Source organism: Tessaracoccus sp. MC1756 (assembly GCF_014164735.1).
GTDB lineage: Bacteria > Actinomycetota > Actinomycetes > Propionibacteriales > Propionibacteriaceae > Arachnia.
Genome location: NZ_JACJFZ010000001.1, coordinates 302,529 through 329,001 on the forward strand (window position 1 = coordinate 302,529; position 26,473 = coordinate 329,001).

The following is a 26,473-nucleotide window of genomic DNA, read 5'->3' on the forward strand; positions in this document are numbered from 1 at the left end:
GGTAGGGTGGCGATGTGACCCAGTCGAAGGTTCTCTTGTCGACCACTTCCGTGTATCCGGAAGCCTCCGCCAGCGCATTCGAGTTGGCGGCGGCGCTCGGGTACGACGGCATCGAACTGATGGTCGGAGTCGACGCCCTGTCGACAGACATCGCGGCTGTTGAGAAACTGGCGAATTACCACGGCATGCCGGTGCTGTCGGTCCACGCGCCCACCCTGCTGATCACCCAGGGCACGTGGGGCTCCGATGCGTGGGGCAAACTCAAGCGCTCCGGTGAGGCGGTGCAGCACCTGGGTGGCGACATCGTCGTGGTGCACCCGCCCTTCCGCTGGCAGCGTGAGTACGGTGCCGGCTTCGTGGACGGCATCAAGCGGCTCAACGCCGCAGGCGACGTGAAGTACTGCGTGGAGAACATGTTCCCCTGGCGCACGCCCGCCGGCCCGATGAAGACCTACCTGCCGGGCTGGGATCCCACGCCCTATGACTACGACCACCTGACCTTGGACCTGTCCCACGCGTCCACCTCGCAGCGTCAGTCGATGGACTTCGTGCACGCCTGGGGCGACAGGCTGGCCAACGTGCACTTCACAGACGGTCGTGGGTCCTTCAAGGACGAACACCTCCTTCCCGGCGAGGGGGACCAGAACGCCTGGGGCGTCCTGGCTGAGATCGTGCGTACCGGGTACACCGGGCACATCGTGCTCGAGGTGTCGACGCGCCGGGCACGCTCGCGCCACGAACGCGAGGACCTCTTGGGCGGGGCCCTTCAGACCGTGCGCGACACGCTCGCCAAGGCGCAGGCCGGGGCCCGCTGACATGTCGCGGCTCAACAGCGCAGTGCGCTCGGTCATCCGGTCGCGGTGGGTTCAGGGCGCCGCCCTCAGTAGCGGCGTGGCCGAGGAATTCGCCAGCGCGTACGTGGTGCCCGCCGAGGCCGACGCCATCTCTGTGGCCCGTAAGCTGAAGAAGCAGGGCCTCGAGATCTCGTTGGCCTACCTGCCGACCAGCGACGACGAGTCGGAGTCGCCGGGCCGGATCCTCGAGACACTCGAGCATCTGGGGGACCTCGCCCGGGGCGCTGAACTGTCGGTCAAGCCGTCGTCCCTCGGCCTCCGCGACGACCGCGTGGCAGCAGCAGCGGTGCTGGACGGGTTGTGCCGGGCCGCAGATGACGCCGGGGCCCTGATCACGTTGGAGATGCAGGGGGCAGGCGAGTACCAGCCCACGCTCGACCTCTGGCAACAGGCGCGGTCGGACCACCCCCTCCTCGGCATCACACTGCCTGCCGACATCCGACGGGCCGAGCGTGACGTCGCCACAGCCGCCGGCGACGGCGCCCGCGTGAGGCTGTGCGTCGGCTCCTACCCCGTGCCGCCGTCGATGGGCTACCGCCGGGAGCGCGACAAGCAGCTTGCCCTGGTGCGCTGCCTCCGCGTCGCCATGGAATCGGGTGCCTACCCCATGCTGGCCTCGCACGACCCCACGCTGATCGCCATCGCCCAGGACCTGGCACGGCGCAACGCCATACCCCGCGACGGGTTCGAGTTCCAGATGTTCTACGGCGTGCGGCCGCTGGAGCAGCGTCGCCTGACGGACATCGGCTTCACGTCGCGCACCTATGTCCCCTTCGGGCCGGGCTGGTTCGAGTACCTGACCACCCGCATCGCCGCCCGCCCCCGCACAGCATTCAGCTACCTGCGCGCGGTGGCCGACAAGAGTTGAGGCCATGACAGTCACGTCCGCTCCCCGCCCGGGGCTCCAACGCCTGCGCACCGAGATCGTGGTGGTGCTGCTCATCTCGCTCGGCCAGTCCGCGGTCTACGCCCTGCTGTCGATCATCAACAAACTCACCCGCCCGGAGCCGCTGGCGCAGCAGGTGACGCGGATGAACACGTCCACCACACCGGACCGGCCCTGGCTCGACCTCGCGTACCAGGTGGCCGGCCTCATCTTCCCGCTGATGCCCGTGGTGCTCGTCCTGTTCCTGCTGGCCGTGCACCACCGACCGGCCGAGGGGCCCTGGCGCGTGATGGGTTTCGACCTCCGCAGGCCCGGCTTCGACGTGGCATGGGGTTTCGGCGTGTTCGCCGTCATCGGGGTGGCGGGCCTGGCCTTCTTCATCTTCGCCTTCCAGATCGGGATCAACACCCAGGTCCAACCGGCGAACCTGGCGGACAACTGGTGGACGGTGCCCATGCTGCTGGCCAGGGCGGTGATGAACGGCGTGCTCGAAGAGGTCGTGATGGTGGGCTACCTGTTCACCAGATGGGCCCAGCGGGGCGGCCAGATGTGGGTCATCCTCGTGGTGAGCGCCGTCATCAGGGGCGGGTACCACCTCTACCAGGGCTTCGGCGGCTTCATCGGCAACCTGGTGATGGGCCTGGTCTTTGGCTGGCTCTACCTGAAGATCAAGCGGGTCATGCCGCTGGTGGTCGTGCACACGTTGCTGGACATTGTCGCCTTCCTCGGTGCACCGCTGCTGCCCGTGGTGATGGGGTGGGTCGGCCTCTGAGGTCAGCCTTCAGGTTTGACGGTGCCCATCGTCAAGAGAGCGGAGGATCACGAGGTGTGGTCGGCGGACGTCGGACAACTCGGATGAGCGGTTTGGTGCCACCCTAGGGATTGTTCATCCAAAGTTCGTACGGTTGCGGTCTGCGAGACGACGAGTGGGCGCTGACGCCCACCTGCGAAAGGCCGACGATGAATGCAGCCCCCACGAGCGCTCAGTGCTCCCTCCGAACGATATTGACAGGGTTACTCAGCGTAGCCTTGGCGCTGGGGAGCTTCTCCCTCGCTCCGACCGCCGCCTCGGCGGCCACGACCCCAACCGTGGGGGAGTGGATCAACGTCAACATCGGCCGGGTGCAGATCCAGTCTGTGGCGCCAGTCAAGGCGGAGTATGCCGCCGGCGACGTGGTCACCATGGAGTTCCGCATGGAGTCCAACGCTGAGGCGCCCACGCGCGACATTGTCGCCAGCTCCACCACGTTGGCCAATGCCGCCAGCTGCGACTGGCCCGCATTCCCCGGCGGTACAGGCGGCAAGTACACGTGCGCACGGACTGGGACGCCGGCCATCACCTACACAGTGACCGAAGAAGACGCCGCCGCGGGCCAGGCTGCGTTCGACCTCACGTGGACGCAGACGCCCTCGACCGGGGGCGATCCGATCCTCACCACGCTGAACGGAACCCTCCCCGTCACTCAGCCGGCGGCCCCCGAGGCGCCGGCTCTCGCAGCGATCGCCGACGCGTCCGTCAACGTCGGGTCGCCGGTCTGGGTCACGCCCAGCGCCACCGGCACCGCCCCCATCACCTACAGCGCCGCCGGCCTCCCCGCGGGCGTCTCGATCAACGCCACCACAGGCCTCATCTCCGGCACCCCGACCACGGCGGCGGTCGCAGTCGTGACCGTCACCGCCACGAACTCCGTCGGCACGGACACCACCACCTTCACGCTGACCGTCAACGATGCAGCGGCCGGGACCTGGGCCCCCGCTGACGGACTGGCCGCTGGCCTGGAGTTGGATGACCTGGCCAACCGCGGCGAGAACGGTTGGCTGCGCTACCGCATCCCCGCGCTGTCGGTGGCCCCCAACGGCGACATCCTCGCCTTCTACGACGGCCGGCCCTCCATGGCGGACCTGCCCAGCAACATCACCATGCTGATGCGCCGCTCCACCGATGGTGGCGAGACGTGGGGCCCGCAGACCGTCGTCCGTCAGGACACTGCGCCCAAGGGCTTCGGTGACCCTTCCGTCATCGTCGACCGCGAGACGAACAAGGTCTTCCTGTTCTACGCGGCGTCCATCAACCAGGGCTTCGCAGGTTCCGGCACCGGCGCCGGACACGACGACCCGAACGTGCTGCACGCCGACTATTCGGTCTCCGCGGACAACGGCATGACCTGGACCCACCACCGCATCACCGACCAGATCAAAGCCGGCAAGACCAACTGGGCCGGCATGTTCGCCGCCTCCGGCGAGGGGATCCAGTTGCGTCAGGGCGAGCATAAGGGCCGCCTCATCCAGCAGTACACGGTCAACATCCAGGGCGCCGGCTACAGCGCAGTGTCCGTCTATTCCGACGACCACGGTGCCACCTGGCACGCGTCCGCGCCTGTGCCCGGCGGCGGCGCCGACGAGAACAAGTCCGTGGAGCTCGCCAACGGCAATGTGATGGTCAACACGCGCCGCGCCCCGCAGCGCGCCTACGCAGTCTCCACGGACCAGGGCGAGACCTACGGCCCCTGGACCAACGACCCGACGCTGCCCGATCCGGCCAACAACGGCTCCATCATCCGCGCCTTCCCGGACGCCGCACCCACGGACCCCAAGGCGCAGATCCTGCTGTTCTCCAACACCGCCAACAGCAATGTGCGCCGCAACCTCACCGTGCGGATGTCGTGCGACTCGGGCGCCACCTGGCCCGTCTCCAAGGTGATCCAGTCCGGCGCCTCGGCGTACTCGACGCTTACCCCGCTGCCCGACGCTACAGGCGAGCTCGGCGCGGGTGGCTTCGGGCTCTTCTACGAGCGCGAGGGCTACCGACACATTTCGTTCACCAAGTTCGACCTCGATTGGCTCGGCGGAGTGTGTGCCAAGGTCACGGCCTCCGCACCTTCGATGACAGGTGGAACCACCGCGCCGGTGTCCGTCACCGTCACCAACCAGAGCGGCGGCGCACTCGCGGCAGGCACCGTTCAGCCTGTTACCGCTGGGTGGACCGCCGGGCCGGTGTCCGTGCCCTCGCTCGAAGCCGGAGCCTCGGCCCAGGTCACGCTTTCCTTGACCGCGCCGGCCACCGCCGAGACACGCAACCACCCGGTCAAGCTGACCTACACCAACCCTGCCGGCACCAGTGCTGTCACCGTCGGCATCGCGGTCACTCAGGGCGCCGGGTTCACCGCGCAGCCCCGCTTCGAGATCCGCCCCGTGCTGGACGCGATCTACTCCAACGCGCCCGACGGCCTGCTCGGTGACCGGATCCAGCCCTGGGTCGAGGTCTACAACACCGGCAACGTGCCGCTGACGGGCATCTCCTTCAGCGCACCGTCCGGAGCGAACGTGTGCAACTTCTCGTCGCTCGCGCCGGGCGCCAGCTACGCCTGCAAGAACAACAGTCCCAACCGCATCGTCACCGAAGCCGACCTCCTGACCGGTGTGTGGTCCACCACCTACACCGCGACGGCCACGGGAGCCGGTCAGACGGTCAATGCGACCGCAGACCTGTTCCCCGTGGACCTCCGCGAGATGCGCGCCGGACTCGACGCGCAGGTCTGGGTGCCCACTGGCGACTTCGCCACCTCGTCGCTGACCCGCGTGCCGCGCGTCGGTGCCGTGGGTGACCCCGCGTCGGGCCCCCTGAAGCTGCAGGTCCCAGCGAACAGCCGCGGCAGCGCCCAGCTCGCCGTCACCGCAGGCGCCGACCTGACCGGCGTCAGGGCCACCGTCGCCGGGGGCACCCTCCCGGCCGGCTCGGTGGAGGTACGCTACGCGCGCTACATCCCCAACGCCGACCAGGCCGGCACCGTCATCGCCGACCCGCTGGAGGTCAAGGAATCCGTCGACCTGCCCACGAGCATGAACCAGCCCATCTGGCTCACGGTCCGGGTGCCCGCGGACACCGTGGCCGGGACCTACACCACCTCGGTGACGGTCAGCTCCGACGCCGGCGAGATCGGCAGCTACCCGCTGGAAGTGGTGGTCCCCGACCTCCAGTTCCGTGACGTGGCAGAACGCCCGTTCGTCCTGGACCTGTGGCAGCACCCCGACACCGTCGCCGACCATCTGGGACTCGAGCACTGGAGCGAGGAGCATTTCCAGGCCCTCGTGCCGTACTGGGAGGACCTGGCTGAGGCCGGGCAGGACGTGCTGAACCTCGTCATCACCGAGGACCCGTGGCTCGTCGACCACCAGGGCACCATCCGCCCGCAGACCGCGTCCAACTACCGCTCCACCGTCGAGTGGCGCTACGACGGCACCGATTTCACCTTCGACTTCGGCGTCTTCGACCGCCTGGTCACCGACGCGAAGGCCGCGGGCATCGCCCAGCGGATCCACGCCTTCACCATGCTGCAGTTCCAGAGCCGCGACCGGCTCTTCTACCTCGACACCACCACCAACAAGTGGGTCGACGAACCGGTCACGGTGGGCAGCGAGCGCTACAACGAGGCGTGGGGCGACTTCCTCTCCGCGTTCGAGACCCACCTGAAGGCCAAGGGCTGGTGGGAGGACACCTCCCTGGCGTTCGACGAGCAGACCCTCACGCGCATGAACGCCATGTTCGCCGTGCTCGAGTCGGTCAACCCCGAGTGGAGCGGCAAGATCGCGCTCGCGGCCAACTCCCTGGCCGAGGCCGACATCGCCGACTACATCTCGTTCAACCTGTCCTTCCTCGGTTCGGTGTCGCAGCAGCTGATCGACTCCCGCCGGGCGGCCGGCGAGCCGACCCTCTTCTACACATGGGCCGAACCCGCCAACCCGAACACCATCACGGCCACCCGGCCGGTCAACGTGCGCGTACTGCCCTGGGTGGTCGAACAGCGTGACCTCGACGGTTACCTCCGCTGGACCTACAACTCGTGGCCGGCATCCGTCTACGAGACCCCCACGTTCCGCTACGCCCAGGGTGACGAGTACCTCGTCTACCCCGGGGGCGACGGCCCGGTGGCCTCCATCCGTTGGGAACTGTTCAAGGACGGCCAGGAGGACGCCGAACTGCTCGACCTCGCGAAGGCTGAACTGGGTTCGCAGCACGCCGCAGTCGCGGCCGCCCTCGCGCAGCCGATCAACTCCGCGGACACACAGACGGCCCGCTCGGATCTGGTCGCCAAGCGCGACGCCGTCATCGACGCGCTGGCCAACGCCGAGGTGGTGGCGAGCTCGCTCATCACCGTCGACAAGCTGTCAGTCCAGCAGGCCGGCGACACGGCGACGCTGAGCGTCGAGGTGCGCAACCGCACCGACGCGCCGCACGACGTGACGCTGGGTGCCGAAGGCAACGAGATCTTCCTGGGCGACCCGGTCACTGTCTCCGTCCCGGCCGGTGGCACCGTCTCGGTGCGACTGCCCCTCAACGCCGGGGACCGCACCGGATGGGACGAGTTCACCGCGAAGCTCATCTACGGTGACGTCCTGCTGGCCTCCCGGGCCTTCGACCTGATCGCCGGAGGGACCTATCTCTCCGACATGGAATGGGTCTCGGCCACGAACGGGTGGGGACCTGTGGAGCGGGACTCCGCCAACGGTGAGGACGCTGCCGGCGACGGCGGTGCCATCACGTTGTCGGGCCGCACCTATGCCAAGGGCATCGGGGCCCACGCCGCCTCCCGCGTCGTGATCGACCTGCCCGCCGACTGCACGCTGCTGGAGTTCGACTACGGCATCGACGACCGCATGCGTACCAATTCCGCGGCCAACGTGACCGCTACCGTCGAAGACGGAAGCGGAACTCAGCTGTGGACCTCGGGTGTGGTGACCGCAGCGTCGGGCACCAAGCGCGCCACCGTCGACGTCACCGGCGTGAACCGCATCCAGCTCGTGCTGAACCCCAACGGTCACAACGGTCAGGACCACTTCGACTGGGCCAACGTCTGGGTCGGGTGCGCCCCGCCCGTCGTGCCCGATACGGACGGACCCGTGGTGGACGCCATCGTGGCCCCGGCCGATGCCCAGGTGGGCAAGGCGCTGAGCATCGCCGTGACGGCGACCGACGCGCCGACCCCGCTGACCTACGCCGCCACCGGGCTGCCGGCCGGCGTGACCATCAACGCCGACACCGGCGTGATCTCCGGCACCCCGACGGCGGACGGCACGTTCACCATCACGGTGACGGTCACCGATGCCAAGGGCAACGCGACCGACTCGACGTTCACCCTCGTGGTGGCGAAGAAGGCAGCCCCCACGATGTCGCCGAGCCCGTCGCCTTCGGTCAAGCCGTCGGTGAAGCCGACGGTCACGCCTTCGGGCAAGCCGACGACCACGCCGGCCTCGGACGAGTACGTGCCCACGGTGCCTTACACGCTTCCCGGAAAGCACGACTTCAACGGCCGTCAATGGATGACGACCTGTGAGGCGTACTCGCAGACGGAGCGGTGCCGCACCGAGATCTGGGCCACGGTGGTCAAGGTCGAGGACGGGCAGTTCGTCCGCGAGTCGGGGTGGGCGTTCAACAACCTGACGTACCTGCCGTACATGACGCGTCAGGCCTGGAAGGGCAACCCGCTCGGCCAAGCCGGCGAGTTCACCTCCGCTGGTCGGCAGTGGAAGACCGAATGCGACACTGCCGCCACCGGTAGGGGCGCCTGCCGCTCCTACACCTGGACGACGGTGTACGCCGCCACGGCGAGGCCTGCGGGTGGCTACACCTTCTCGCAGAGCAACGAGTGGGTCTTCAACAACATCGTGATGTTCGGAGGACCCGAGAAGCGAGGCTGATCCTGACCTGGGCCGGGCGTCCGCGCGCGGCTCAGACGGTCAGCTGACCAGTAGCTGAAACGGAACCCCCGGTCTTCCAGGCAACACGCTTGGAAGCCGGGGGTTCTTCCCGTCAGTATCGGCTCTCGGCCGCTGGTGCTCACCGCGGGCGAGGGTAGCCAACGCGTCAGATGGGCGGTACCCAGCGTCGTCCGGCGGCTTGAGCCTTGCTTCACTGCTGGGTTTGTGCCCGATGACGGCGTCACTTCCAGCACTGAAATTGGGCGGCCGTGTTCAATGCTGGGTTTGTGCCCGAGGATGGCGCCAAACCCAGCACTTGTGTGACCTGAAGTCCGCCCTGACGCCTGGCACGTGCTCAGCTCCGGCGTGCCTGCCCTGTCCAGCGCAGCCACCAGCACCTGGGTCTTTCCGCTTGAACCCAGACGGCCGAGGCGCTGCGGCTCCAGGCTCTACGACCCAGCGTTCCGCCCCGCGGCCGTCCACAGCGGCTCGACGACCATGGCGACCTCGGCAACGGCGGTTAGAATGCGCCCATGCGTGTTGGAGTTTTTGGTGCCACTGGGCAGGTCGGCGGAGTTCTTCGTACCCTGCTCGAGGAGCGCAACTATCCCGTCGATGAGATCCGTTACTTCGCCTCCGAGCGGTCCGCAGGCCGGACGTTGCCCTGGAAGGGCGAGGAGATCATCGTGGAGGACATGGCGAAGGCAGACTTCGCCGGTCTCGATGTCGCCCTGTTCTCGGCCGGAGGCTCCACCTCCAAGGCGTACGCCGAGAAGGTCGCCGCAGCGGGCGCCACCGTCGTCGACAACTCGAGCGCCTGGCGCCTCGACGAGCGCGTGCCGCTGATCGTCTCCGAGGTCAACCCGGAGGACGTCGACAAGGCAGAACTCGGCATCATCGCCAACCCCAACTGCACCACCATGGCCGCCATGCCGGTGCTCAAGGCCCTCCACGACGCGGCGGGCCTCGTCGCGCTGCAGGTGACCACGTTCCAGGCCGTGTCCGGCTCCGGCGTCGCCGGGGTGGAGGCCCTCGCGGGCCAACTCGGCCAGATCGAGGACCCCACCGTGCTCGCGCACGACGGCTCCCAGTTCCAGCCCACCAGCACCGGCCCGTACGTCGCCCCCATCGCGTTCAATGTGGTGGCGTTGGCGGGCAACCTCGTCGACGACGGTGAGGGCGAGACGGATGAGGAGAAGAAGCTGCGCAACGAGTCGCGCAAGATCCTCCATCTCCCTGACCTGCTCGTCGCCGGCACCTGCGTGCGGGTGCCTGTGTTCACCGGTCACTCGCTCAGCGTCCACGCCCGTTTCGACCGCGACATCACCCCGGACGAGGCGCGCGCCGTGCTGGCGGAAACCGCCGGCGTCGAACTTTCCGACGTGCCCACGCCGCTGGCCGCCGCGGGCGGCGACACCTCGCTGGTGGGCCGCATCCGTCAGGACCGCAGCATCGAGGGCGGCAAGGGGCTCGTGCTGTTCATCAGCAACGACAACCTGCGCAAGGGCGCCGCACTGAACACCATCCAGATCGCAGAACTGCTCGTCAAATGATCGGGGTCATCGGCGCCGGGGCGATGGGGGAGGCCCTCATCGCCGGCTGGCTGGCTTCGGGCATCCCCAGCACCGACGTCGTGATCGTCGACGCCTACGAGCCCCGCGTGCAGGAACTCGAGGAGCGCCACGGCGTCACCGGGGTGTCGCTCGCGGAGGCGGCCCAGGCAGACACCGTCATCCTGGCGGTCAAGCCGCACCAGATCGACGGCATTCTGAAGGTGCTGAAGGACGACCTGGCGGGGGAGACCCTGGTGGTCTCCATCGCCGCCGGCGTGACCCTCGCAGCGCTCGAGAGCGCCGTGCCGGGGCGCGCGGTCATCCGCGTCATGCCGAACACGCCGGCCCTGGTCGGCAAGGGGATGGCCGGTGTCGTCCGCGGCACCCACGCCACGGCGGAGCACGTCGAGCGGGTCCGCGGGCTCCTCGACGCCGTGGGCCGCGCGGTCGTGATCGACGAGAAGCAGTTGGACGCGTTGACCGCACTCTCCGGCTCCGGCCCGGCTTACCTCTTCTACGTCGCCGAGGCCATGATCGAAGGCGGCGTGCATCAGGGGCTCACCCGGGCGGAGGCCACGGAGTTGGTGACGCAGACGTTCGTCGGATCGGCCGCGATGCTGGCTGAGACCGGGAAGTCGGCCACCCAACTGCGCGAGATGGTCACGTCGCCGGCAGGCACCACAGCAGCCGCCCTGCGCTCTCTCGACGACCACGGTGTGCGCGCCGCGTTCCTCGACGCCATCGAGGCGTGCCGCAACCGTGGCATCGAGATGGGCAAGAGCTAGTCGCCGACCATGTCCGCGGCGGAGCGGGATTGGTTGAACCTGCCCGGTGCAGGTTAAGATTGAGAGTCTGACCGTCCGCAGGACAGTCGATACGTCCGTAGTACAACCCCGGCTAGAAAGGCACACAGTGGGTTCTGTCATCAAGAAGCGCCGTAAGCGCATGTCGAAGAAGAAGCACCGCAAACTGCTGAAGCGCACTCGTATTCAGCGTCGCCGCGCCGGTAAGTAGTGACTCCACCCTCCCGGGTACTGCTGTTGACCCGCGACGGTTGCCACCTCTGTGTGGAAGCCGAAGCTGTCATCCGCAGAACCTGTGAGGATATGGGAGTGGGCTGGCGCGTCATTGATGTCGACACCCACGAACATCTTCGGGCGCGGTTCACAGACCACGTCCCGGTGACCTTCGTGGATCAGGAGCTGCATGGCTACTGGTTCGTCGACGAGACGACGTTGCGTGCGGCGCTGGCTACCAGCGCGCCCCAGTTCATCTCCGCAGACTGGACCCCCTGAAGGCCTAAGAACGGAAAATCCTCGACGTGACCAGCTCCATGGAACCAACTTCCCCGGCCTCCCCGCCGGAGTTTGAACCAACTGGAGGTTCTGTGACCTTCGTCGGCTCCGGCCCTGGAGACCTGGGCCTGTTGACGATGAGCGGGTCCCGCGCTCTCCGGATGGCGGATCTGGTCATCATCGACGAGGACGACGACGAGGAAACGGTCAGCCATCTCGTCCCGGCGCACGCCGAACTCAGGTTCGCCGGCGGAGACGACGAGGTCACGGCCATTCTCAGCGCGGTCGCCAAGGGGCGAAAGGTCGTCCGTCTCCACGGAGGAGACTTCTTCACAGATGCCGACGCCGGTGGTGTACTTCCGGAGGTGCTCCAGGCCGCCGGCCTACGGGTCAACGTCGTGCCCGGCATCAACCGGTGGAGCGCGGCCCTGTCGTTCGGTGCCGTTGCGGCGACGTCGTCGTTCGCGGCCCTCGACGCAACGCTCGAGGTGCCGGACATCGACAGATGGCCCGCCGCCGAGACGCTGATCGTGCGTGCCACCGGCGAATCCGCCGGCCGGCTGGCAGGGCAGGCCATCCAGCGTTACGGCGCCGACGGCGCCTGCCTCTCGCTCACGGGCGTGGGCAGCACCGGCCAGGTCAGCGAACTGCTCACGTGGGCCGAGGTGGAAAGCTCGGACGCAGACGAGTGTTTCTTCATCGTCGGCCCCGGCATCGAGGAATCCCGCCGCCAGCGCTACGCCTGGTTCGAGGGCAAACCCCTGTTCGACTGGCGGGTGGTGGCTCCCAGCACCAAGGACCCGCTGGACCCCCTCGTCGAGGAACTCGCGCACTACGGCGCCTCCACGGAGATCGTGGCCACCATGACGATTGAGCCGCCTCGCACCGAGCAGGCCATGGAACGCGCCGTGCGCGGCCTCGTCGACGGCCGCTACCTGTGGGTCGTGTTCACCTCGCCCCACGCCGTGGGCGCCATCGCTGAGCGGCTCGACGAGTACGGCCTGGACTCCCGCGCGCTCTCCGGAATCAACCTCGCCGCCGTGGGCCGCGGCACCGTCGAGGCGCTCGCCCGGCTGGGCATCAAGGCGGACCTTGTCCCCGTGGTGGAGAACACCACCGGCGCCCTCGCACACGAGTTCCCCGCCTACGACGACCTCATCGACCCACTGGACCGGGTACTCGTGCCCAGTGCCGATGTCGCCGTGGAGCCCCTCCTCGTGGGGCTGAGCAAGCTCGGCTGGGAAGTGGAAGAGGTGACCGCCTACCGCACCGTCCGTGCAGCGCCCCCCGCGCCGGAGGTGCGCGAGGACATCAAGACCGGCAACTTCGACGCCGTCGTCTTCACCTCCGCCACCGCGGTGCGCAACATGATCGGCATCGCGGGCAAGCCCCACGCCGCCACCGTCGTGGCCGCCATCGGGCCGGCAACGGCAGCCGCCTGCGAGATCCACGGGCTTCGCGTCGACGTGACCGCCGACGCCCCCACTTTCGAGTCGCTGGCTGAGTCCCTCGCCCGTTTCGCAGACCGCCGCAGGCAGGACCAGCTCGACGCCGGGCTTCCGCTCACCAAGCCCTCGCAGCGGAAGCGCCGTCGCCGGCGCAAGCCCGTTGAAGCCACTGCGTAGGCTCTCCCCATGACCACAGCTACGGTGCACGTCATGCGGCACGGCCAGGTACACAACCCGGACGGGTTGCTCTACGGCCGGCTCCCGGGCTTCGGGCTCTCGGAACTCGGCCACCAGATGGCCGCTCGCATGGCCGAGCACTGGCGCGACGTGCCGCTGACGCACCTGCGCACCTCGCCGTTGCAGCGGGCCAAGGAAACCCTGGCCCCCACGGCGGCGCTCTTCCCGCAGCTCGAGGTGGTCGAGGACGATCGGGTCATCGAGGCGGACAACAAGTTCGAGGGCAAGTCGTTCGGCCGCGACAACCGCGCCCTGCGCGACCCCAGGATGTTCTGGCACATGCGCAACCCTCTCCTCCCCAGCTGGGGTGAGCCGTACACCGAGATCGCCAAGCGGATGGCCGCCGCCATCCAGGACGCCGCCGTGGCCGCCGGTGACGGCGGCCAGGCCCTCGTCGTGAGCCACCAGCTGTCGATCTGGATCGCCCGCATGGCCGCTGAGGGCCGCCGCTTCGCCCACGACCCGCGGAAGCGGCAGTGCACCCTCTGCTCGGTCACCAGCTTCACCCTCCGCGACGGTCGGGTGACCGCCGTCGACTACGCGGAGCCCGCCGCAGACCTCCTGCCGGTCAAGGCCGGCCGCAGGTGGAGGGTGGGCACGTGACCCGACTGGTCGCCGGGCTCGCCGCTGCGGCCCTCCTGCTGACCGCCTGCTCCACTGCAGAAGACGAGGGCGCCGGCGGCACGGCCGGCTTCGTCGGCGGCGACGGCAGCGTGACGATCATCGCGCCGGAGGAACGCTCCGCGGCCCCGGTGCTGGAAGGAGAGACGCTCGACGGCGAGACGCTCTCGACGGCAGACCTGGCCGGGCAGCCGCTCATCATCAACGTGTGGGGATCCTGGTGCGCGCCGTGCCGAGCGGAGGCCCCCGAACTGGTGAAGAGTGCCGCGGAACTCGAGGGCTCGGCGAACTTCCTCGGCATCAACACCCGCGACACGCTTGCGGCTGCCCAGGCGTTCGAGCGCTCGTTTGGCATCGAGTACCCGTCGCTCCATGACCCCGACGGCGTCCTGCTGCTGGAATTCGCCCAGCTCCCGCCCAAGGCCATCCCCAGCACGGTCATCATCGATGCAGAGGGCCGCGTCGCCGCACGCGTCCTCGGCGAGGTCAGCGCATCGACTTTGAAGGGCATCGTGGAGGACGTGAACGCGTCGTGATCCTGCTGGAGAGTTGGGTGCAGACGGCCCTCGGGTCGTCGATGCTGCTCGCCATCCCCGTCGCGGTGCTCGCCGGCCTGGTGTCCTTCGCCTCCCCGTGCGTGCTCCCGTTGCTGCCCGGCTACCTCAGTTACGCGTCGGGGTTGGGGGCCAGCGAAATCGCCGACGGCACGGCGAAGAAGCGGTTGCTGCTGTTGGGCACCCTCGGCTTCATCCTCGGTTTCTCGGTGGTCTTCGTTCTGACGGGGGCGTTGATCGGCGGCATCGGCGGCGCGCTCCTGAGCAACTCCTCGCTCATCACGAGCGTGCTCGGCTTCATCATCCTGGTGCTGGGCGCCGCGTTCGCCGGCTTCCTCCCCATGCCGCGCATGTGGACACCCAGCGTGACGCCGAAGATGGGGGTGTGGGCCTCGCCGCTCCTCGGCATGGTGTTCGGCCTGGGCTGGACGCCCTGCATCGGGCCTGCGCTGTCGGTGGTGCTCACCATGGCGCTCAATGAGGGCTCCGCCACGCGCGGCGGTCTTCTGGCCTTCTTCTACGCCCTGGGCCTCGGCCTGCCGTTCGTCGCCTTCGCGCTGGCCTTCACGGCCCTGGCGCCGCGGCTGAACTGGATGAAGCGCAACCAGCGCCTGATGCAGCGCATCGGCGGCATCGTCATGATGCTGGTGGGCGTCGCAATGATCACGGGTCTGTGGGACATGCTCATGGTGGTGCTCCGACAGTGGGCCGCCAACTTCGGGACGATTCTGTGAACCGGCGGCGCACCCCCGTCACGGAGACACTGAGGTGGGCCTGGGGCCAGCTCACCAGCATGCGCACGGCGCTGCTGCTGTTGTTCCTCCTGGCCGTGGCCGCGATCCCGGGCTCGATCATCCCGCAGCGCAACACCGAACCCATCGAGGTCATCGACTTCAAGGCCGCCAACCCAGGCTGGGACCGCATCTTCGAGCCGCTGGGCTTCTACGACATCTACACCTCGGCGGTGTTCTCGGCGGTCTACCTGCTGCTGTTCGCCTCGCTCATCGGCTGCATCATCCCGCGCGTGACGAAATACTGGCGCGCGGTGCGCAAGCCCCCGCCGAAAGTGCCGGCCCGCATCGAGCGGCTGCCGGTGACGGCCCGCGCCGCCCTTGCCCCGGCGGCGTTCCCAGGCCATGCCCCCGAGGCTCGCGCGGAGGCGTGGCTGAAGTCCAAGCGGTACCGCACCAAGGTGACCGACGCCGGGGTCAGCGCCGAGCGCGGCTACCTGCGCGAGTTCGGGAACCTCACCTTCCACCTCTCCCTCCTGGCCGTGCTCGTGGGGCTGGCCTGGTCCAGCCTGTGGGGCTTCTCCGGCAGCGCGATCGTCGTCGAGGGCCGGGGCTTCTCCAACGTCATCACGCAGTACGACGACTTCACCTCCGGTGGTTTCCTCGACACAGACCACCTGGAGCGCTTCAGCGTCACCATCGACGAGTTCCGTGCCGAGTTCGAGACGGGCGACGTGCAGCGCGGCGCCGCACGGGTCTTCGACGCCGACGTCACCCTCTCGGATTCCCAGGGCACGCGCCCCGTGCAGATGACGGTCAACGAACCGCTCATCACGGCCGACGGCACCCAGGTCAACCTGCAGGCCCACGGCTACGCCCCCATCTTCACCGTCACGGACGGCAACGGCGACGTGGCCTTCAGCGGCCCCGTCGTGTTCCTGCCCCAGGATGGCAACTTCTCCTCCGCCGGCGTCATCAAGGTGCCGGACGCGCGTCCCCAGCGGCTGGCGTTCGAGGCCTGGTTCCTCCCCACTGCGGTGCTGGACGAGACCGGTCCCCATTCGGTGTTCCCGGATGCGCTCAACCCGGAGGTCTTCCTCAACGCCTGGTTCGGTGAGCCCCCAGTCGAGACCGGCGCGCCGGAGAACGTGTACGTCCTCAACAGCGAGGGCATGGAGCAGGTGCCGGGTGATGACGGACAGGTGCTCAGCGCCCGGATGTTGCCCGGCGCGCACATGTCGTTGCCGGACGACCTCGGCTCCGTGAGCTTCGACGGCTACAAGCGGTGGGTGCGCCTCCAGGTCAGTGAGACCCCAGGCAACCTGCTCACCCTCCTCGCCATCTCCGTCGGCGTCATCGGGCTCACCCTGAGCTTGTACATCCGGCCTCGGCGGCTGTTCGTGCGCATCGCCGACGGGGAGGTCATCGTCGGTGGCCTCGACCGTACAGACACGGCAACAGGCCTCGACGAGGAGGTGGCCGACCTCCTCGGGGCGGCCACCGGCGAACCGGGGCACAATGGTGGGGCCGCGCCCCACCCCGACAACGAGGAGCCCGTTGCATGACAACCCTGTCCGAGTGGTCCTACACCCTGATGGTCTATGCCGCGGTGGTGTACCTCATCGCGTTCGCCGCGCACGCCGTCGAGTGGTCCTCCGCGCGGGGCCAGTCCCCCGTGCGTCCCGTCGACGGTTCTGAGGACGGTGCCCGCACCCGCGTGGACCTGTTCGGCCGGCTCGGCCTGATCTTCACCGTGGTGGCTGCGCTGATGCAGGTGTCGGCCGTTGTGCTCCGGGGCGTGGCGGCCGGGCGGCCGCCGTGGGGCAACATGTACGAGTTCATCACGTCGACGATGGCCTTCGCGGCCGTCCTGTACCTGGTGGTGGCCCTGAAGTGGGGGATGCGCTGGCTCGGGTTGGGCATGACGCTGCTCTTCACCATCGGGGTCGGCCTGGCCGTCACGCAGTGGTACGTGGAGGTCGCGCCGCTCGTGCCGGCGCTGCACAGCGTCTGGTTCGTCATCCACATCGTGGCCGCGGCCATCGCCGGCGCGGCGTTCAACGTCGGGGCGCTCGCCTCGATCCTCTACCTGCTCCGGGAACGCGCCGAGCGACGGGCCCAGGCGGGGGAGGGCGAGATCCGCGGCTACCTGGCGAAGGTGCCGTCGACCGGGAAGCTCGACCTGTTGTCCTATCGGATGCACGCGTTCGCCGTGCCGCTCTGGACGTTCACCATCGTGGCGGGCTCGATCTGGGCGCAGTACGCCTGGGGACGGTTCTGGAACTGGGACCCCAAGGAGACGTGGTCCTTCATCACGTGGGTGGTCTACGTGGCCTACCTGCACGCCCGCGCGACGGCGGGCTGGCGTGGCCGCCCGGTGGCGATCATCGCGGTCATCGGCGTGTTCGCCTTCTGGTTCAACTTCGTGGGCGTCAACCTGCTGTTCAGTGGGTTGCACTCGTACGCCGGTATCTGACCTGTGGCTGGCGATGAGGCGGCAGACTGGCTGCCCAGGCTGTACGAGGAGGAAGGGCCGACCCTGCACCGGCTCTGCGTCCTCCTCGGCGCCGAGGACCAGTCCGCCACCATCGTCCGCAGCGCGCTGCTTGCACTGCAGCGCGGATCCAACCGCCTCATCGACCCCCTCGAGCGCGTCTACTTCGTGCAGGAACACGTGGTGCACCTGGCGCGGGCCACGCGGCCCGCGCTGCAGCCACTGCACCTGCCGCGGGTGGATGAGCCCCGGCAGGACGAGATCCTCCGCGCCGTGTCCGCCATGGCCCCGCGCACCGCGGAGCTGCTGATCGTCAGCCATTACCTCTCGGTCTTCGGCCCGGACCTGGCCGGCATCATGCGGCTCTCGGTGCGCGGCGCCAACGTCAAGCTCGAGGGGGCGCTCGAACAACTGCGTTCCAGCGTCGGTGCGCCCACGCTCGGCAGCCAGCCCGGCGTGATCGAGTCGCTCTCGCAGGAGCTGACGGCCGCGCTGCGGTCGGCGGCCCGCGTCACCGCGGTGCCGGAGGCCGACATGCTCGAGGGTGAACTGGAGCAGATATCCGAAGACCGTGGCACCAGGTTCCGGCGCCGCGCCGTGGTGGTGCTGACGGTGCTCGCCGTCCTCGTCGGGATCGTGCTGGCCGCGTTGATGCGCGACGACATCGGCACCACCGTCGAACCCGCCCCCGAACCCGTGGTGACACCTACTGCGGTCGAGTCGCGCTCGATCAACGCCACGGTGCGCAACACCCCGCTGTACTACGTGGCGAGCGACTGGAGGCTTTACCGGGAGCTGCGCGACCTGCCCTCCACCGGGAACCTGGTGCGGGCGGCGCTCAACTCCCTGCTGGGCCTCGTGCCGATGGATCCGGACTACCGCACCGTCTGGAGCGCCGGGAAGCTGCTGAGCGCCGAGATCCACGGCGACGAGCTGGTCGTCGACCTGTCGGCGGAGGCCTATGAGGGCCTGACGTCACCCGTCGCCATCGCCAGGGCGCGTGACCAGGTGATCTACACGGCCTCCGAGTTGGTGGGCAACCCGCGGCTGAAGGTGGTCTTCCGCTCCGACGGCGGTACCCCGCCCGAGGGCTTCAACGATCCCGAGGGTTACGGGCGCACCGGCCTGGACCCGATGCCGGCGGTGTGGATCAGCTCACCGCGCAACCAGGCGACGCTGAGCGCGGGGCAGGCTTCGATCATCGGCACCGTGAAGGAGGGCGTGGGCGTGCCCGTCGTCCGGATCACGGATCAGGACTCGGGCGAGGTCATCCTCGAGACCACGGCCCAGACCACGGCGGGTGTCAACGTCGAGGGCTGGCGGGTGTGGACGGTGACCACGTCGCTGCCGAAGGGCAGCCTCGACATCACCGTGACCGTCCCCGAAGGCGATCCGCCGGTCGAGGTCAAGGAGAACAAGGCCGTCACCGTCTCCTAACGCGAGGCCGTGACGACGCTGGCGACCTGCGTCTGCAGATCCATCGGGACCAGCCGGGTGGCGAAAGCCATCACGCGGTTCATGGTGCCGTCCACCACGAACGGGCGGTGCTTCCGCAGCGCGTCGAAGGTCACCGAAGCGACCTGCTCGGGGGTACGGCGGTTGCGCATCATGTTGTCGTCGCCGCCCCTGGCCCAGAACTCGGTCTTCGTGGCTCCGGGGCAGCTGGCGATGACCCGCACGCCGGTGGGCTTGAGTTCGCGCCACAGCGCCACGCTGAAGCTCAGGACGTATGCCTTGCTCGCCGCGTAGGAGGCCATGTTCGGCGTCGGCTGGAACGCCGCGGTGGAGGCGACGTTGACGATGGCGCCCCTGCCCCGCTCCAGCATCCCGGGCAGCACGGCGTGGGTGAGGTCCGTGAGCGCCACGACGTTGAGTTCCAACATGTCGGTGGTGCCCTCGGGATCTGAGGCAGCGAAGTGGCCGAGCTGGGCGAAGCCGGCATTGTTCACCAGATGGCCCACCTTGGCCGCCCGGACCTCCTCGACGAACGCGCGGCGGGCCTCCCGGTGGGTCAGGTCCACCGTCGAGATACGGGTGGCGACGCCGTACTCGGACTCCAACCGGCGGGCGACTGCCTGCATCTGGTCCCCGCTGCGGGCCGCCAGCCAGACATCGCTGCCCTCGGCGGCGAGGCGTTCGGCGAACGCCACCCCCAGCCCTGTCGATCCTCCGGTAACCACAGACCACGTGTTGCTCATGGCCTTTACCTTACGCATGGAACAATGGGCGGCATGCAGCATTTCGATCTCGTGGTCATCGGTTCCGGCTCTGGAAACTCCCTCATCGATGAACGGTTCGACAAGTGGAACATCGCACTCATCGACCGGGACGAGACGTTCGGCGGCACCTGCCTCAACCGCGGCTGCATCCCCACCAAGATGTTCGTGCTCCCGGCAGACCTAGCGGCCTCGCCCCCTGAGGCGGCCCGCCTCGGCGTCGACCTGGAGTACAAGGGTTCAGACTGGGCGGCCATCCGCGACCGCATCTTCGGCCGCATCGACCCCATCTCCGCCGGTGGGCTCGACTGGCGTATGAGGTCCCCGAACGTGACCGTCTTCCGTGACGAGGCGCGCTTCATCGGCGAGCGCACCCTCCAGGTGGGCGATGTCCAGATCAGCGCGGACCGCATCGTGCTAGCCACGGGTTCCCGGCCGCGCATGGTGGACGTGCCGGGCATCGCCGACATCCGCAGCAGCCTCTACACCTCAGACACCATCATGCGCGTCGACGAGCGCCCTAGGCGTCTCGTGATCCTCGGCGGTGGCTTCATCGCGGCGGAGTTCGCGCACGTGTTCGCCTCGCTCGGCACGAAGGTCACATTGATCAACCGCTCAGAGGTCCTGTTGCGCGGGGCCGACCGTGAGATCTCGGAGCAGTTCGCCCACAAGCTGGGCCGGCGCGTGCAGCTGCGCCTCAACCAGGCGCTGTCGTCCTTCGAGCGGAGCGCCGACGGCGGGGTCACCGTCGTCACGACGGACCGCAACGGCATCGAGTACGAGTACTACGCCGACGCGGTACTGATGGCCGTCGGACGGGAGCGCAACTCCGATGTCCTGGACCCGGCCGCAGGGGGAGTCGAGACGCGCGCCTTCGGCCAGATCCGGGTGGACGCGCAGCAGCGCACCAGCGCCGAGGGCGTGTGGGCGCTGGGCGATGTCTCCTCGGACTACCTGCTCAAGCACGTGGCCAACGCTGAGATGCGTACCGTGCAGCACAACCTCCTGCACCCGGAGCGCCCCATCGAGACGGACCATCGCTACGTCCCTTATGCCGTGTTCAGTGACCCGCAGGTGGCGGCCGTCGGGGCCACCGAGGAGCAGCTCAAGAACTGGGGCACCCCGTATGTCGCCGCCCGCCAGCGCTACGGCGACGTGGCCTACGGCTGGGCGCTCGAGGATGAGGGGCACTTCGTCAAGCTGCTCGCAGATCCGGGGAGCCTGCGGCTGCTCGGCGCCCACATCATCGGCCCCCAGGCGCCCACACTGATCCAGCCCCTCATCCAGGCGATGTGCTTCGGGCTGCGCGTCGACGAGATGGCCCGCGGTCAGTACTGGATCCACCCCGCGCTGCCGGAGGTGGTCGAGAACGCGCTGCTAGGCCTGCTCTCCGCCCAGCGGCACGCGGAGCAGCACAAGTGAGGCGCATCCTGGCAGCGGCGGGGGTGGCGGCGCTCGGACTGACCGGCTGCGCCACCGAACCGCTGATCCCGGCGCAGTACCGCGCGGCTGAGCCTGCCCTCAGATCGTCCCAATCGACCCCTGCTGCGGACGTCGAAACGACACCCAGGGAACTGAGCTCACCTGAGGCCGCACCGGTCGACGAGTGCCGCGCACTGGCGGAGGAACTGTCGCTGGAGCAGCAGGTGGGCCAGCTCTTCATGGTCGGCGTCGACACCGGCGGGCTGGACCCGACGACGCGCTCGGCCATCTCGGATTCCCGGATCGGTTCGGTGGTCCTGCTGGGTAACACCACGGCGGGCACCAGCCAACTGCGGAAGCTGACGGCGGAGCTCGGCAGCCTCGGCACCGCGCAGCTGCCCCTCCTCGTCGCGGTCGACCAGGAGGGCGGCGCCGTCCAGCGGCTCAAGGGCGCGGGCTTCGACGCCATCCCGCCGGCGCGCGACCAGGGAGCCCTGCCCCCGTCCGAACTGCGGGAAGCCGCGGCCGGCTGGGCCGAGGAACTCCATGCGGCAGGGATCCGCTACGACCTGGCCCCCGTCGCCGATGTGGTGCCCGAGGACAAACGGTTGTCGAACGAGCCCATCGGCAAGTTGAAGCGCGATTTCGGTGCCGAGCCTGAAGCTGTCTCGGATTCCGTGGTGGGGTTCATCGAGGGAATGCGGTCGGCCGGGATCGCCACCTCCGTCAAGCACTTCCCGGGGCTGGGTGAGGTCACCACCAACACGGATTACGGCGCCGCGCAGGACACCGACACGACGCGGGATTCCCGGAACCTCGAGCCGTTCCGCGCCGCCGTCGAGGCCGGGGTGGATTCGGTCATGGTGTCGTCGGCCGTGTTCGAGGAGATCGACCCGGACAACGAGGGTGTGTTCTCGCAGACGGTCATCACGGACCTCCTGCGCGGGGAACTGGGCTTCGACGGCGTGGTGATCGCCGACGACCTCGGCGCCGCCGCCGCGGTGAAGGCCATCAAGCCGGGGGAGCGCGCCGTCCGGTTCTTCGACGCCGGTGGGGACCTCGTGATCAACGCCAACCCCTCGATCATGCGCGCCATGGTGACCGCCACCCTGGAGGCGGCGGGCGACGACGAGTCGTTCGCGGCTCAGGTGCTGGATTCCACCAGCCGCGTGCTGCGGCTCAAGTCGGCCGTCGGGCTGGTGGACTGCGCCTGAGTGTCGGGCTTTCCTCCCGTCAACGCGCGCAGTGCGTAGAGGATGGCCGCGAGGTCGACCACCTCCTGCGTGAGCGCCCCCGCCACGGGCGGGATGTACCCGAACGCGGCCACGAGCATCAGGCCCAGCGACAGGACGATGCCGATCCAGATCGCGGTCAGCGCCACGCGGTAGGTGTGCCGGCCGATCTCAACGGCGCGCACCACCCGGTGCACGTCGTCACGCACGATGACGGCGTCCGCGGATTCGCTGGCGGCCGTGGAACCCCGGGCGCCCATGGCGATGCCGACGTCCGCCATCGCGAGCACGGGGGCGTCGTTGACGCCGTCGCCCACCATGATCACGGGGCCGGGCATCGCGCGGATCCGCTCCACCTTCTCCGCGGGCAGGAGTTCGGCGTGCACATGCCCGATCCCGGCCTGATCGGCGAGGGTCCCGGCGGTGTCCTGGTTGTCGCCGGTGAGCATCGCGATCTTCTCGAAGCCGAGACCCCTCAATTGCTCGACGGTCTGGGCCGCGTTCTCCCGGAGCCTGTCGGCCAGCAGGAGGGTGCCGGCGAAGCGGCCGTCGACGGCGACCGCGACGGAGGTCTGGCCGGCACCCAGTTGCACTGGGTGCGCGGCCGGGTCCTCGGCGCGCACGAACGCGAGCTTGCCGATGACGACGCGCCGGTCGTCGATGCGCGCCCGCACGCCGTTGGTGGCGATCTCCTCGGCGTCGTGGGTGCTGCTGAGGGTCAGGCCACGCTCCCGTGCGGCGCGGATGACGCCCTTGGCGAGAACGTGTGACGAGTACTGCTCCGCGGACGCAGCCAGCCTCAGCAGTTCGTCGGGGGAGGTGCCGTTGGCGGTGATCACGTCGACGAGTTCGGGTTCCCCGTGCGAGAGGGTGCCGGTCTTGTCGAAGGCGATCGACTTCGCCCTGGCGAGAGCCTCGAGCGTGGCGCCGCCCTTGACGATGATGCCGGAGCGCGCGGAGGCGCTCATGCCGCCCATGAAGGCGACGGGGGCGGCGATGAGCAGGGGGCACGGGGTGGCGAGGACCAGGACGGAGGCGAAGCGGACGGGGTCGCCGGAGAGCCACCAGGCGAGGCCCGCCAGCACCAGCGAGATGAGGGTGAACGGGATGGCGTAGCGGTCGGCGAGACGCACGGTGGGGGCCTTGGCGTCCTCCGCCTGCTGCACGAGCGCGATGATCTGCTGGTACTGCGACGACGCGGCGTCGGCGGTCGCCCGGATGCGGACCGCGCGCTGGGTGTTGACCGAGCCGGAGAGGACGGGGTCGCCGAGGGCCTTCGCGACGGGCAGCGACTCGCCGGTGAGCGATGACTCGTCGAAGGTCGCCTCGTCGGTCAGGAGGTCGCCGTCGACGGGCACCACCTGGGAGGGCTTGACCAGGAGGAGGTCGCCGGGACGCACGTCGTCGACAGGGATGTCGGTGACCGCGGCCGTCGGCTCCTCGGAAGCCAGGCGGTGAGCGGTCACGGGGGCCCGCTTGAGCAAGGCGTCGAGGTCGCGGGTGGCTCGCGCCGCGGCGAAGTCCTCCAGCGCCTCACCTCCGGTCAGCATCAGCACCACGATCATCGCCGCGATGTACTCCCCCACGCCGATGGCCGCGGCCATGGCCACGACGGCGAGGATGTCGAGGCCGTAGTGCCCCCGCGCGATGTCCCTCGCCATGTCCACGGCGGTGAGGGCGACGATGAAGACGACGTAGCCGGTGCCGATCCACTGGGCGGCGACGGCCCGCCCGGCGAAGTGGAGCGCAAGCACCGTGACCAGGGCGGTCAGGGTGGCCGCCACGAGTGGGTAACGCCTGATGAAGCCAGCCATGACGCCAGTCTTCGCCATTCGAACGGCTTCTTCAATCAAGGTGAGGCTTACCTACCGGGGGTACCGGTCCGTGGCGTCACCCGGTGTCCAGGTGCCGAACGAGTAGTCTCGACTCCATGCTGCGTTGCTCGATGGAGTGGTCGCGCGCCGACCTCCCCGCCTGGGGCACCGCCGCGCGCGCCAACTTCTACGTCTGCCTCGAGATCCCCGGCCCCTGGGGCCCGCTCGCCGCCACCGACGCGCGCCTGCTGGATGCCTCGGTGGGCGCGGAGTTGGAGGCGACCATCGCAGGGTTGGGTGGGCGTTTCGTCCTGATCCGGCACCCGGAGCGCCGCACGATCGGGACGGACCCCCTCGCCGTCCTCCTGTCAGGGGGGTTCGACGACGGCGGCTGGCTGCGCCGCTGGGAGGTCGCGGATCCATCTGAACTCCTCGGGATGGTCCGGGCCTGGGGCGGCACCGGTGTGCCGGAAGGTCGTGGCGGCGGTGCAGCCATGCTGGTGTGCAGCCACGCCCGGCGCGACCAGTGCTGTGCCCTGGCCGGCCGTCCCATCCTGGCGGCGCTCACCAGGGAGGTGGGTCCGGAATCGATCTGGGAAGCCTCCCACCTCGGTGGGCACCGCTTCGCCCCCACCATGCTGCTGCTGCCCACCGGTCAGGTCCTCGGACGGCTCAACGCGGTGGCGGCGCTGAGTGCCTACCGCGCGGCCGAGGAGCATGCCCTGTGGCCGGGCGGCGCCCGCAAGGACCGGGGTCGCTCGCACCTCCCGCCTGAGCAGCAGGCCGCTGAGGCCTGGGCGCTGGCCGAGTTCGGACGCCGCGATGAGACCGCCCACCCGGACACGGCGGGCATCTCGCTCACGCCCGTCCCCGCCGTCGACCTCTCCAGCGAACTGCTGGACGGGGGTCCCGGCGTGCGCGTGCGGCTGAGGGGCTGGGAGATCACGGTGGATGTGCAGCGCGTCACGACGGACGGCGCCGCTCCTGCCAGTTGCGGCAAACCTGCCGAGCCGCTCTACTACTGGCGCGTCGGCCCCCAGTTCCCCGCATGAGTTCCCGTCGCTCGATCACCGCTCTGCTGCTGAGCAACACCTTCGGGGGGATCGGGGTGGCCTCCGGCATCGCGGTCGGGGCCCTGCTGGTCGCCTCCATGGGCGGCGACCACCTGGCCGGCACCGGGCAGGCGGTCAGCATCTTCGGCGCGGCGGTGCTGGCGGTGCCGTTGGCCAATCTGGCGGCGCGACGGGGTCGTCGGCTCGCGCTGGCCCTGGGCTACGTGATCGCGGCGGCGGGCGCTGTGGTCGTCCTGATCGGCGCCTGGCTAGGTTCGCTGTTGCTCGTACTCGCGGGGCTCGTGGCGTTCGGCGCTGCGCAGGCGACCAACCTGCAGTCGCGCTACGCGGCGGCAGACCTGGCAAGCCCGGACCGTCGGGCCACCCTGATGTCCATCGTGCTGTGGGCGACGACGATCGGCTCGGTGGTGGGGCCGAATTTGAGCGGCGCCGGTGCGGCCCTCGGGTCGGGCGTCCGGCTACCGGAACTCGCGGGGCCTTATCTGTTCAGCGTCGCCGGCTTCGCCCTGGCGGGGGTGGCCATCGTGGCCCTCTACCGCAGCAACCCGCTCTCCGCCGCGCCCGTGGTGACCGTGACAGAGGCGGTCTCGGCCCCGAAGACGGGCGCGGTGGCGGCACTGAGGTGGGCCGCCACGCACCCTGTGGCGCGGTTCGCGGTGCTGCTCATCGTCGTGGGGCACGCCGTGATGGTGGGCGTCATGTCGATGACACCCGTGCATCTCGGGCACGAGGGGCACGGGCTGTCCGCCATCGGCCTGGTGATCAGCCTCCACATCATGGGGATGTACGCGCTGAGCCCCGTCGTCGGCTGGCTCGCCGACCGCTTCGGCGCCATGCGCACCGCTGTCGTCGGCCTCCTGCTCCTGGCGTCGACGGCCGGGATCATCCTCGTCGCCCCGAAGTCGTTCCCGCTGGTCACGGTGGCGCTGGTCCTGTTGGGCGTCGGCTGGTCGTTCACGATGATTTCCGGTTCTGCGCTGTTGGCGCGCACGAACTCCGGCGACATGCGCGTGCCGCTGCAGGGCGCCACCGATGCCCTGATGAACTACGCGGGTGCGGCTGCCGCCCTCATCGGCGGCCCCATCCTTGCCTGGCTGGGGTATGGGGGCCTCGCGCTGGTCGCTGCGGTGCTGATCCTGCCGGCCGGCGGCATGGGCTGGGTGGCGCGTCGCTCCCGGACCCGGGTCGCGCCGTCCGCTGCGGCGGCGAAGCACTGACGCACGGGGGAGAGGCCAAATCTTGATTCGGGGTCGCGGACGGACCCACATCAAGATTCGGTCCACACCTGGCTCCGGTGGGGCGATGGACCCCGAATCAAGATTCGGGGTCGCGGACGGCACCAGATCC

General features: G+C 69.2%; 21 protein-coding genes. 19 read left to right on the forward strand and 2 right to left on the reverse strand.

What is annotated here, in order from left to right; genetic code table 11:
- The first annotated feature begins 14 nt into the window (after window positions 1-14).
- The 15 genes from H5393_RS01410 to H5393_RS14785 all read left to right on the forward strand — a co-directional run bounded on the left by H5393_RS01410 (window position 15) and on the right by H5393_RS14785 (window position 18,806).
- The gene (locus tag H5393_RS01410; protein WP_182765227.1) at window positions 15-815 is read left to right on the forward strand and encodes a sugar phosphate isomerase/epimerase; all 801 of its coding nucleotides are present in this window, start codon (window positions 15-17) and stop codon (window positions 813-815) included.
- Window position 816: 1 nt separating this feature from the next.
- Window positions 817-1,722 (forward strand): hypothetical protein, encoded by a 906-nt coding sequence (locus H5393_RS01415; protein WP_182765228.1) that lies wholly within the window; start codon window positions 817-819, stop codon window positions 1,720-1,722.
- Window positions 1,723-1,726: 4 nt separating this feature from the next.
- Window positions 1,727-2,512 carry a CPBP family intramembrane glutamic endopeptidase gene (locus H5393_RS01420; RefSeq protein WP_182765229.1) on the forward strand — a complete coding sequence of 262 codons (786 nt, stop codon included), beginning with the start codon at window positions 1,727-1,729 and terminating at the stop codon, window positions 2,510-2,512.
- Window positions 2,513-2,829: 317 nt separating this feature from the next.
- On the forward strand, window positions 2,830-8,436 hold the full coding sequence (locus H5393_RS14410) for a glycoside hydrolase domain-containing protein (RefSeq protein ID WP_182765230.1): 5,607 nt from the start codon (window positions 2,830-2,832) through the stop codon (window positions 8,434-8,436).
- Window positions 8,437-8,969: 533 nt separating this feature from the next.
- Entirely contained in the window at window positions 8,970-9,989 is a 1,020-nt protein-coding gene (locus H5393_RS01430) for an aspartate-semialdehyde dehydrogenase (RefSeq protein ID WP_182765231.1), read from the forward strand.
- Window positions 9,986-10,774 (forward strand): pyrroline-5-carboxylate reductase, encoded by a 789-nt coding sequence (proC, locus tag H5393_RS01435; protein WP_182765232.1) that lies wholly within the window; start codon window positions 9,986-9,988, stop codon window positions 10,772-10,774. Before H5393_RS01430 ends, proC begins: the two co-directional genes overlap by 4 nt.
- Window positions 10,775-10,901: 127 nt before the next feature.
- Window positions 10,902-11,003, forward strand: a complete 102-nt coding sequence (locus H5393_RS14415) for a 30S ribosomal protein bS22 (protein WP_074436903.1) — start codon at window positions 10,902-10,904, stop codon at window positions 11,001-11,003.
- Window positions 11,003-11,284, forward strand: coding sequence for a glutaredoxin family protein (locus H5393_RS01445; RefSeq protein ID WP_182763985.1), 282 nt, complete (start codon window positions 11,003-11,005; stop codon window positions 11,282-11,284). Before H5393_RS14415 ends, H5393_RS01445 begins: the two co-directional genes overlap by 1 nt.
- Before the next feature lie 26 nt (window positions 11,285-11,310).
- Window positions 11,311-12,909, forward strand: a complete 1,599-nt coding sequence (locus H5393_RS01450) for a uroporphyrinogen-III synthase (protein WP_182765233.1) — start codon at window positions 11,311-11,313, stop codon at window positions 12,907-12,909.
- Window positions 12,910-12,918: 9 nt separating this feature from the next.
- Complete coding sequence (locus H5393_RS01455; RefSeq protein ID WP_182765234.1) at window positions 12,919-13,572, forward strand: histidine phosphatase family protein; 654 nt, start codon at window positions 12,919-12,921, stop codon at window positions 13,570-13,572.
- Window positions 13,569-14,126: a TlpA disulfide reductase family protein gene (locus H5393_RS01460; protein ID WP_182765235.1), complete on the forward strand. Its 558-nt coding sequence runs from the start codon at window positions 13,569-13,571 to the stop codon at window positions 14,124-14,126. The genes H5393_RS01455 and H5393_RS01460 overlap by 4 nt, the downstream gene beginning before the upstream one ends.
- Window positions 14,127-14,167: 41 nt before the next feature.
- On the forward strand, window positions 14,168-14,878 hold the full coding sequence (locus tag H5393_RS01465; RefSeq protein WP_182765750.1) for a cytochrome c biogenesis CcdA family protein: 711 nt from the start codon (window positions 14,168-14,170) through the stop codon (window positions 14,876-14,878).
- Window positions 14,875-16,440: a cytochrome c biogenesis protein ResB gene (locus tag H5393_RS01470; protein ID WP_370585893.1), complete on the forward strand. Its 1,566-nt coding sequence runs from the start codon at window positions 14,875-14,877 to the stop codon at window positions 16,438-16,440. The genes H5393_RS01465 and H5393_RS01470 overlap by 4 nt, the downstream gene beginning before the upstream one ends.
- Complete coding sequence (ccsB, locus tag H5393_RS01475) at window positions 16,437-17,351, forward strand: c-type cytochrome biogenesis protein CcsB (RefSeq protein WP_182765236.1); 915 nt, start codon at window positions 16,437-16,439, stop codon at window positions 17,349-17,351. Before H5393_RS01470 ends, ccsB begins: the two co-directional genes overlap by 4 nt.
- A gap of 3 nt (window positions 17,352-17,354) precedes the next feature.
- Entirely contained in the window at window positions 17,355-18,806 is a 1,452-nt protein-coding gene (locus H5393_RS14785) for a GerMN domain-containing protein (protein ID WP_182765237.1), read from the forward strand.
- On the opposite strand, the gene H5393_RS01485 is transcribed toward H5393_RS14785, so the two are convergent.
- Window positions 18,803-19,567 (reverse strand): SDR family oxidoreductase, encoded by a 765-nt coding sequence (locus H5393_RS01485; RefSeq protein WP_182765238.1) that lies wholly within the window; start codon window positions 19,565-19,567, stop codon window positions 18,803-18,805. The two genes, H5393_RS14785 and H5393_RS01485, sit on opposite strands and share 4 nt — an antisense overlap.
- Before the next feature lie 33 nt (window positions 19,568-19,600).
- Between H5393_RS01485 and H5393_RS01490 the strand changes: the two genes are divergently transcribed.
- The gene (locus H5393_RS01490) at window positions 19,601-21,007 is read left to right on the forward strand and encodes a mycothione reductase (protein ID WP_182765239.1); all 1,407 of its coding nucleotides are present in this window, start codon (window positions 19,601-19,603) and stop codon (window positions 21,005-21,007) included.
- Entirely contained in the window at window positions 21,004-22,221 is a 1,218-nt protein-coding gene (locus H5393_RS01495) for a glycoside hydrolase family 3 protein (RefSeq protein WP_182765240.1), read from the forward strand. Before H5393_RS01490 ends, H5393_RS01495 begins: the two co-directional genes overlap by 4 nt.
- Here H5393_RS01495 and H5393_RS01500 read toward each other — a convergent pair.
- On the reverse strand, window positions 22,152-24,053 hold the full coding sequence (locus H5393_RS01500) for a heavy metal translocating P-type ATPase (RefSeq protein WP_182765241.1): 1,902 nt from the start codon (window positions 24,051-24,053) through the stop codon (window positions 22,152-22,154). The two genes, H5393_RS01495 and H5393_RS01500, sit on opposite strands and share 70 nt — an antisense overlap.
- A gap of 116 nt (window positions 24,054-24,169) precedes the next feature.
- On the opposite strand from H5393_RS01500, the gene H5393_RS01505 reads away from it, so the two are divergent.
- Together H5393_RS01505 and H5393_RS01510 are read left to right on the forward strand one after the other, a co-directional pair.
- Entirely contained in the window at window positions 24,170-25,105 is a 936-nt protein-coding gene (locus tag H5393_RS01505) for a sucrase ferredoxin (protein WP_182765242.1), read from the forward strand.
- Window positions 25,102-26,343, forward strand: coding sequence for an MFS transporter (locus H5393_RS01510; protein ID WP_182765243.1), 1,242 nt, complete (start codon window positions 25,102-25,104; stop codon window positions 26,341-26,343). Before H5393_RS01505 ends, H5393_RS01510 begins: the two co-directional genes overlap by 4 nt.
- Window positions 26,344-26,473: the final 130 nt, after the last annotated feature.

Coding starts and splice junctions, on each gene's coding strand:
- H5393_RS01415 (WP_182765228.1), top strand. CDS start 817: ATGTCGCGGCTCAACAGCGCAGTGCGCTCGGTCATCCGGTCGCGGTGG.
- H5393_RS01420 (WP_182765229.1), top strand. CDS start 1,727: ATGACAGTCACGTCCGCTCCCCGCCCGGGGCTCCAACGCCTGCGCACC.
- H5393_RS01430 (WP_182765231.1), top strand. CDS start 8,970: ATGCGTGTTGGAGTTTTTGGTGCCACTGGGCAGGTCGGCGGAGTTCTT.
- proC (WP_182765232.1), top strand. CDS start 9,986: ATGATCGGGGTCATCGGCGCCGGGGCGATGGGGGAGGCCCTCATCGCC.
- H5393_RS01455 (WP_182765234.1), top strand. CDS start 12,919: ATGACCACAGCTACGGTGCACGTCATGCGGCACGGCCAGGTACACAAC.
- H5393_RS01465 (WP_182765750.1), top strand. CDS start 14,168: ATGCTGCTCGCCATCCCCGTCGCGGTGCTCGCCGGCCTGGTGTCCTTC.
- ccsB (WP_182765236.1), top strand. CDS start 16,437: ATGACAACCCTGTCCGAGTGGTCCTACACCCTGATGGTCTATGCCGCG.
- H5393_RS01485 (WP_182765238.1), bottom strand. CDS start 19,567: ATGAGCAACACGTGGTCTGTGGTTACCGGAGGATCGACAGGGCTGGGG.
- H5393_RS01490 (WP_182765239.1), top strand. CDS start 19,601: ATGCAGCATTTCGATCTCGTGGTCATCGGTTCCGGCTCTGGAAACTCC.
- H5393_RS01500 (WP_182765241.1), bottom strand. CDS start 24,053: ATGGCTGGCTTCATCAGGCGTTACCCACTCGTGGCGGCCACCCTGACC.
- H5393_RS01505 (WP_182765242.1), top strand. CDS start 24,170: ATGCTGCGTTGCTCGATGGAGTGGTCGCGCGCCGACCTCCCCGCCTGG.
- H5393_RS01510 (WP_182765243.1), top strand. CDS start 25,102: ATGAGTTCCCGTCGCTCGATCACCGCTCTGCTGCTGAGCAACACCTTC.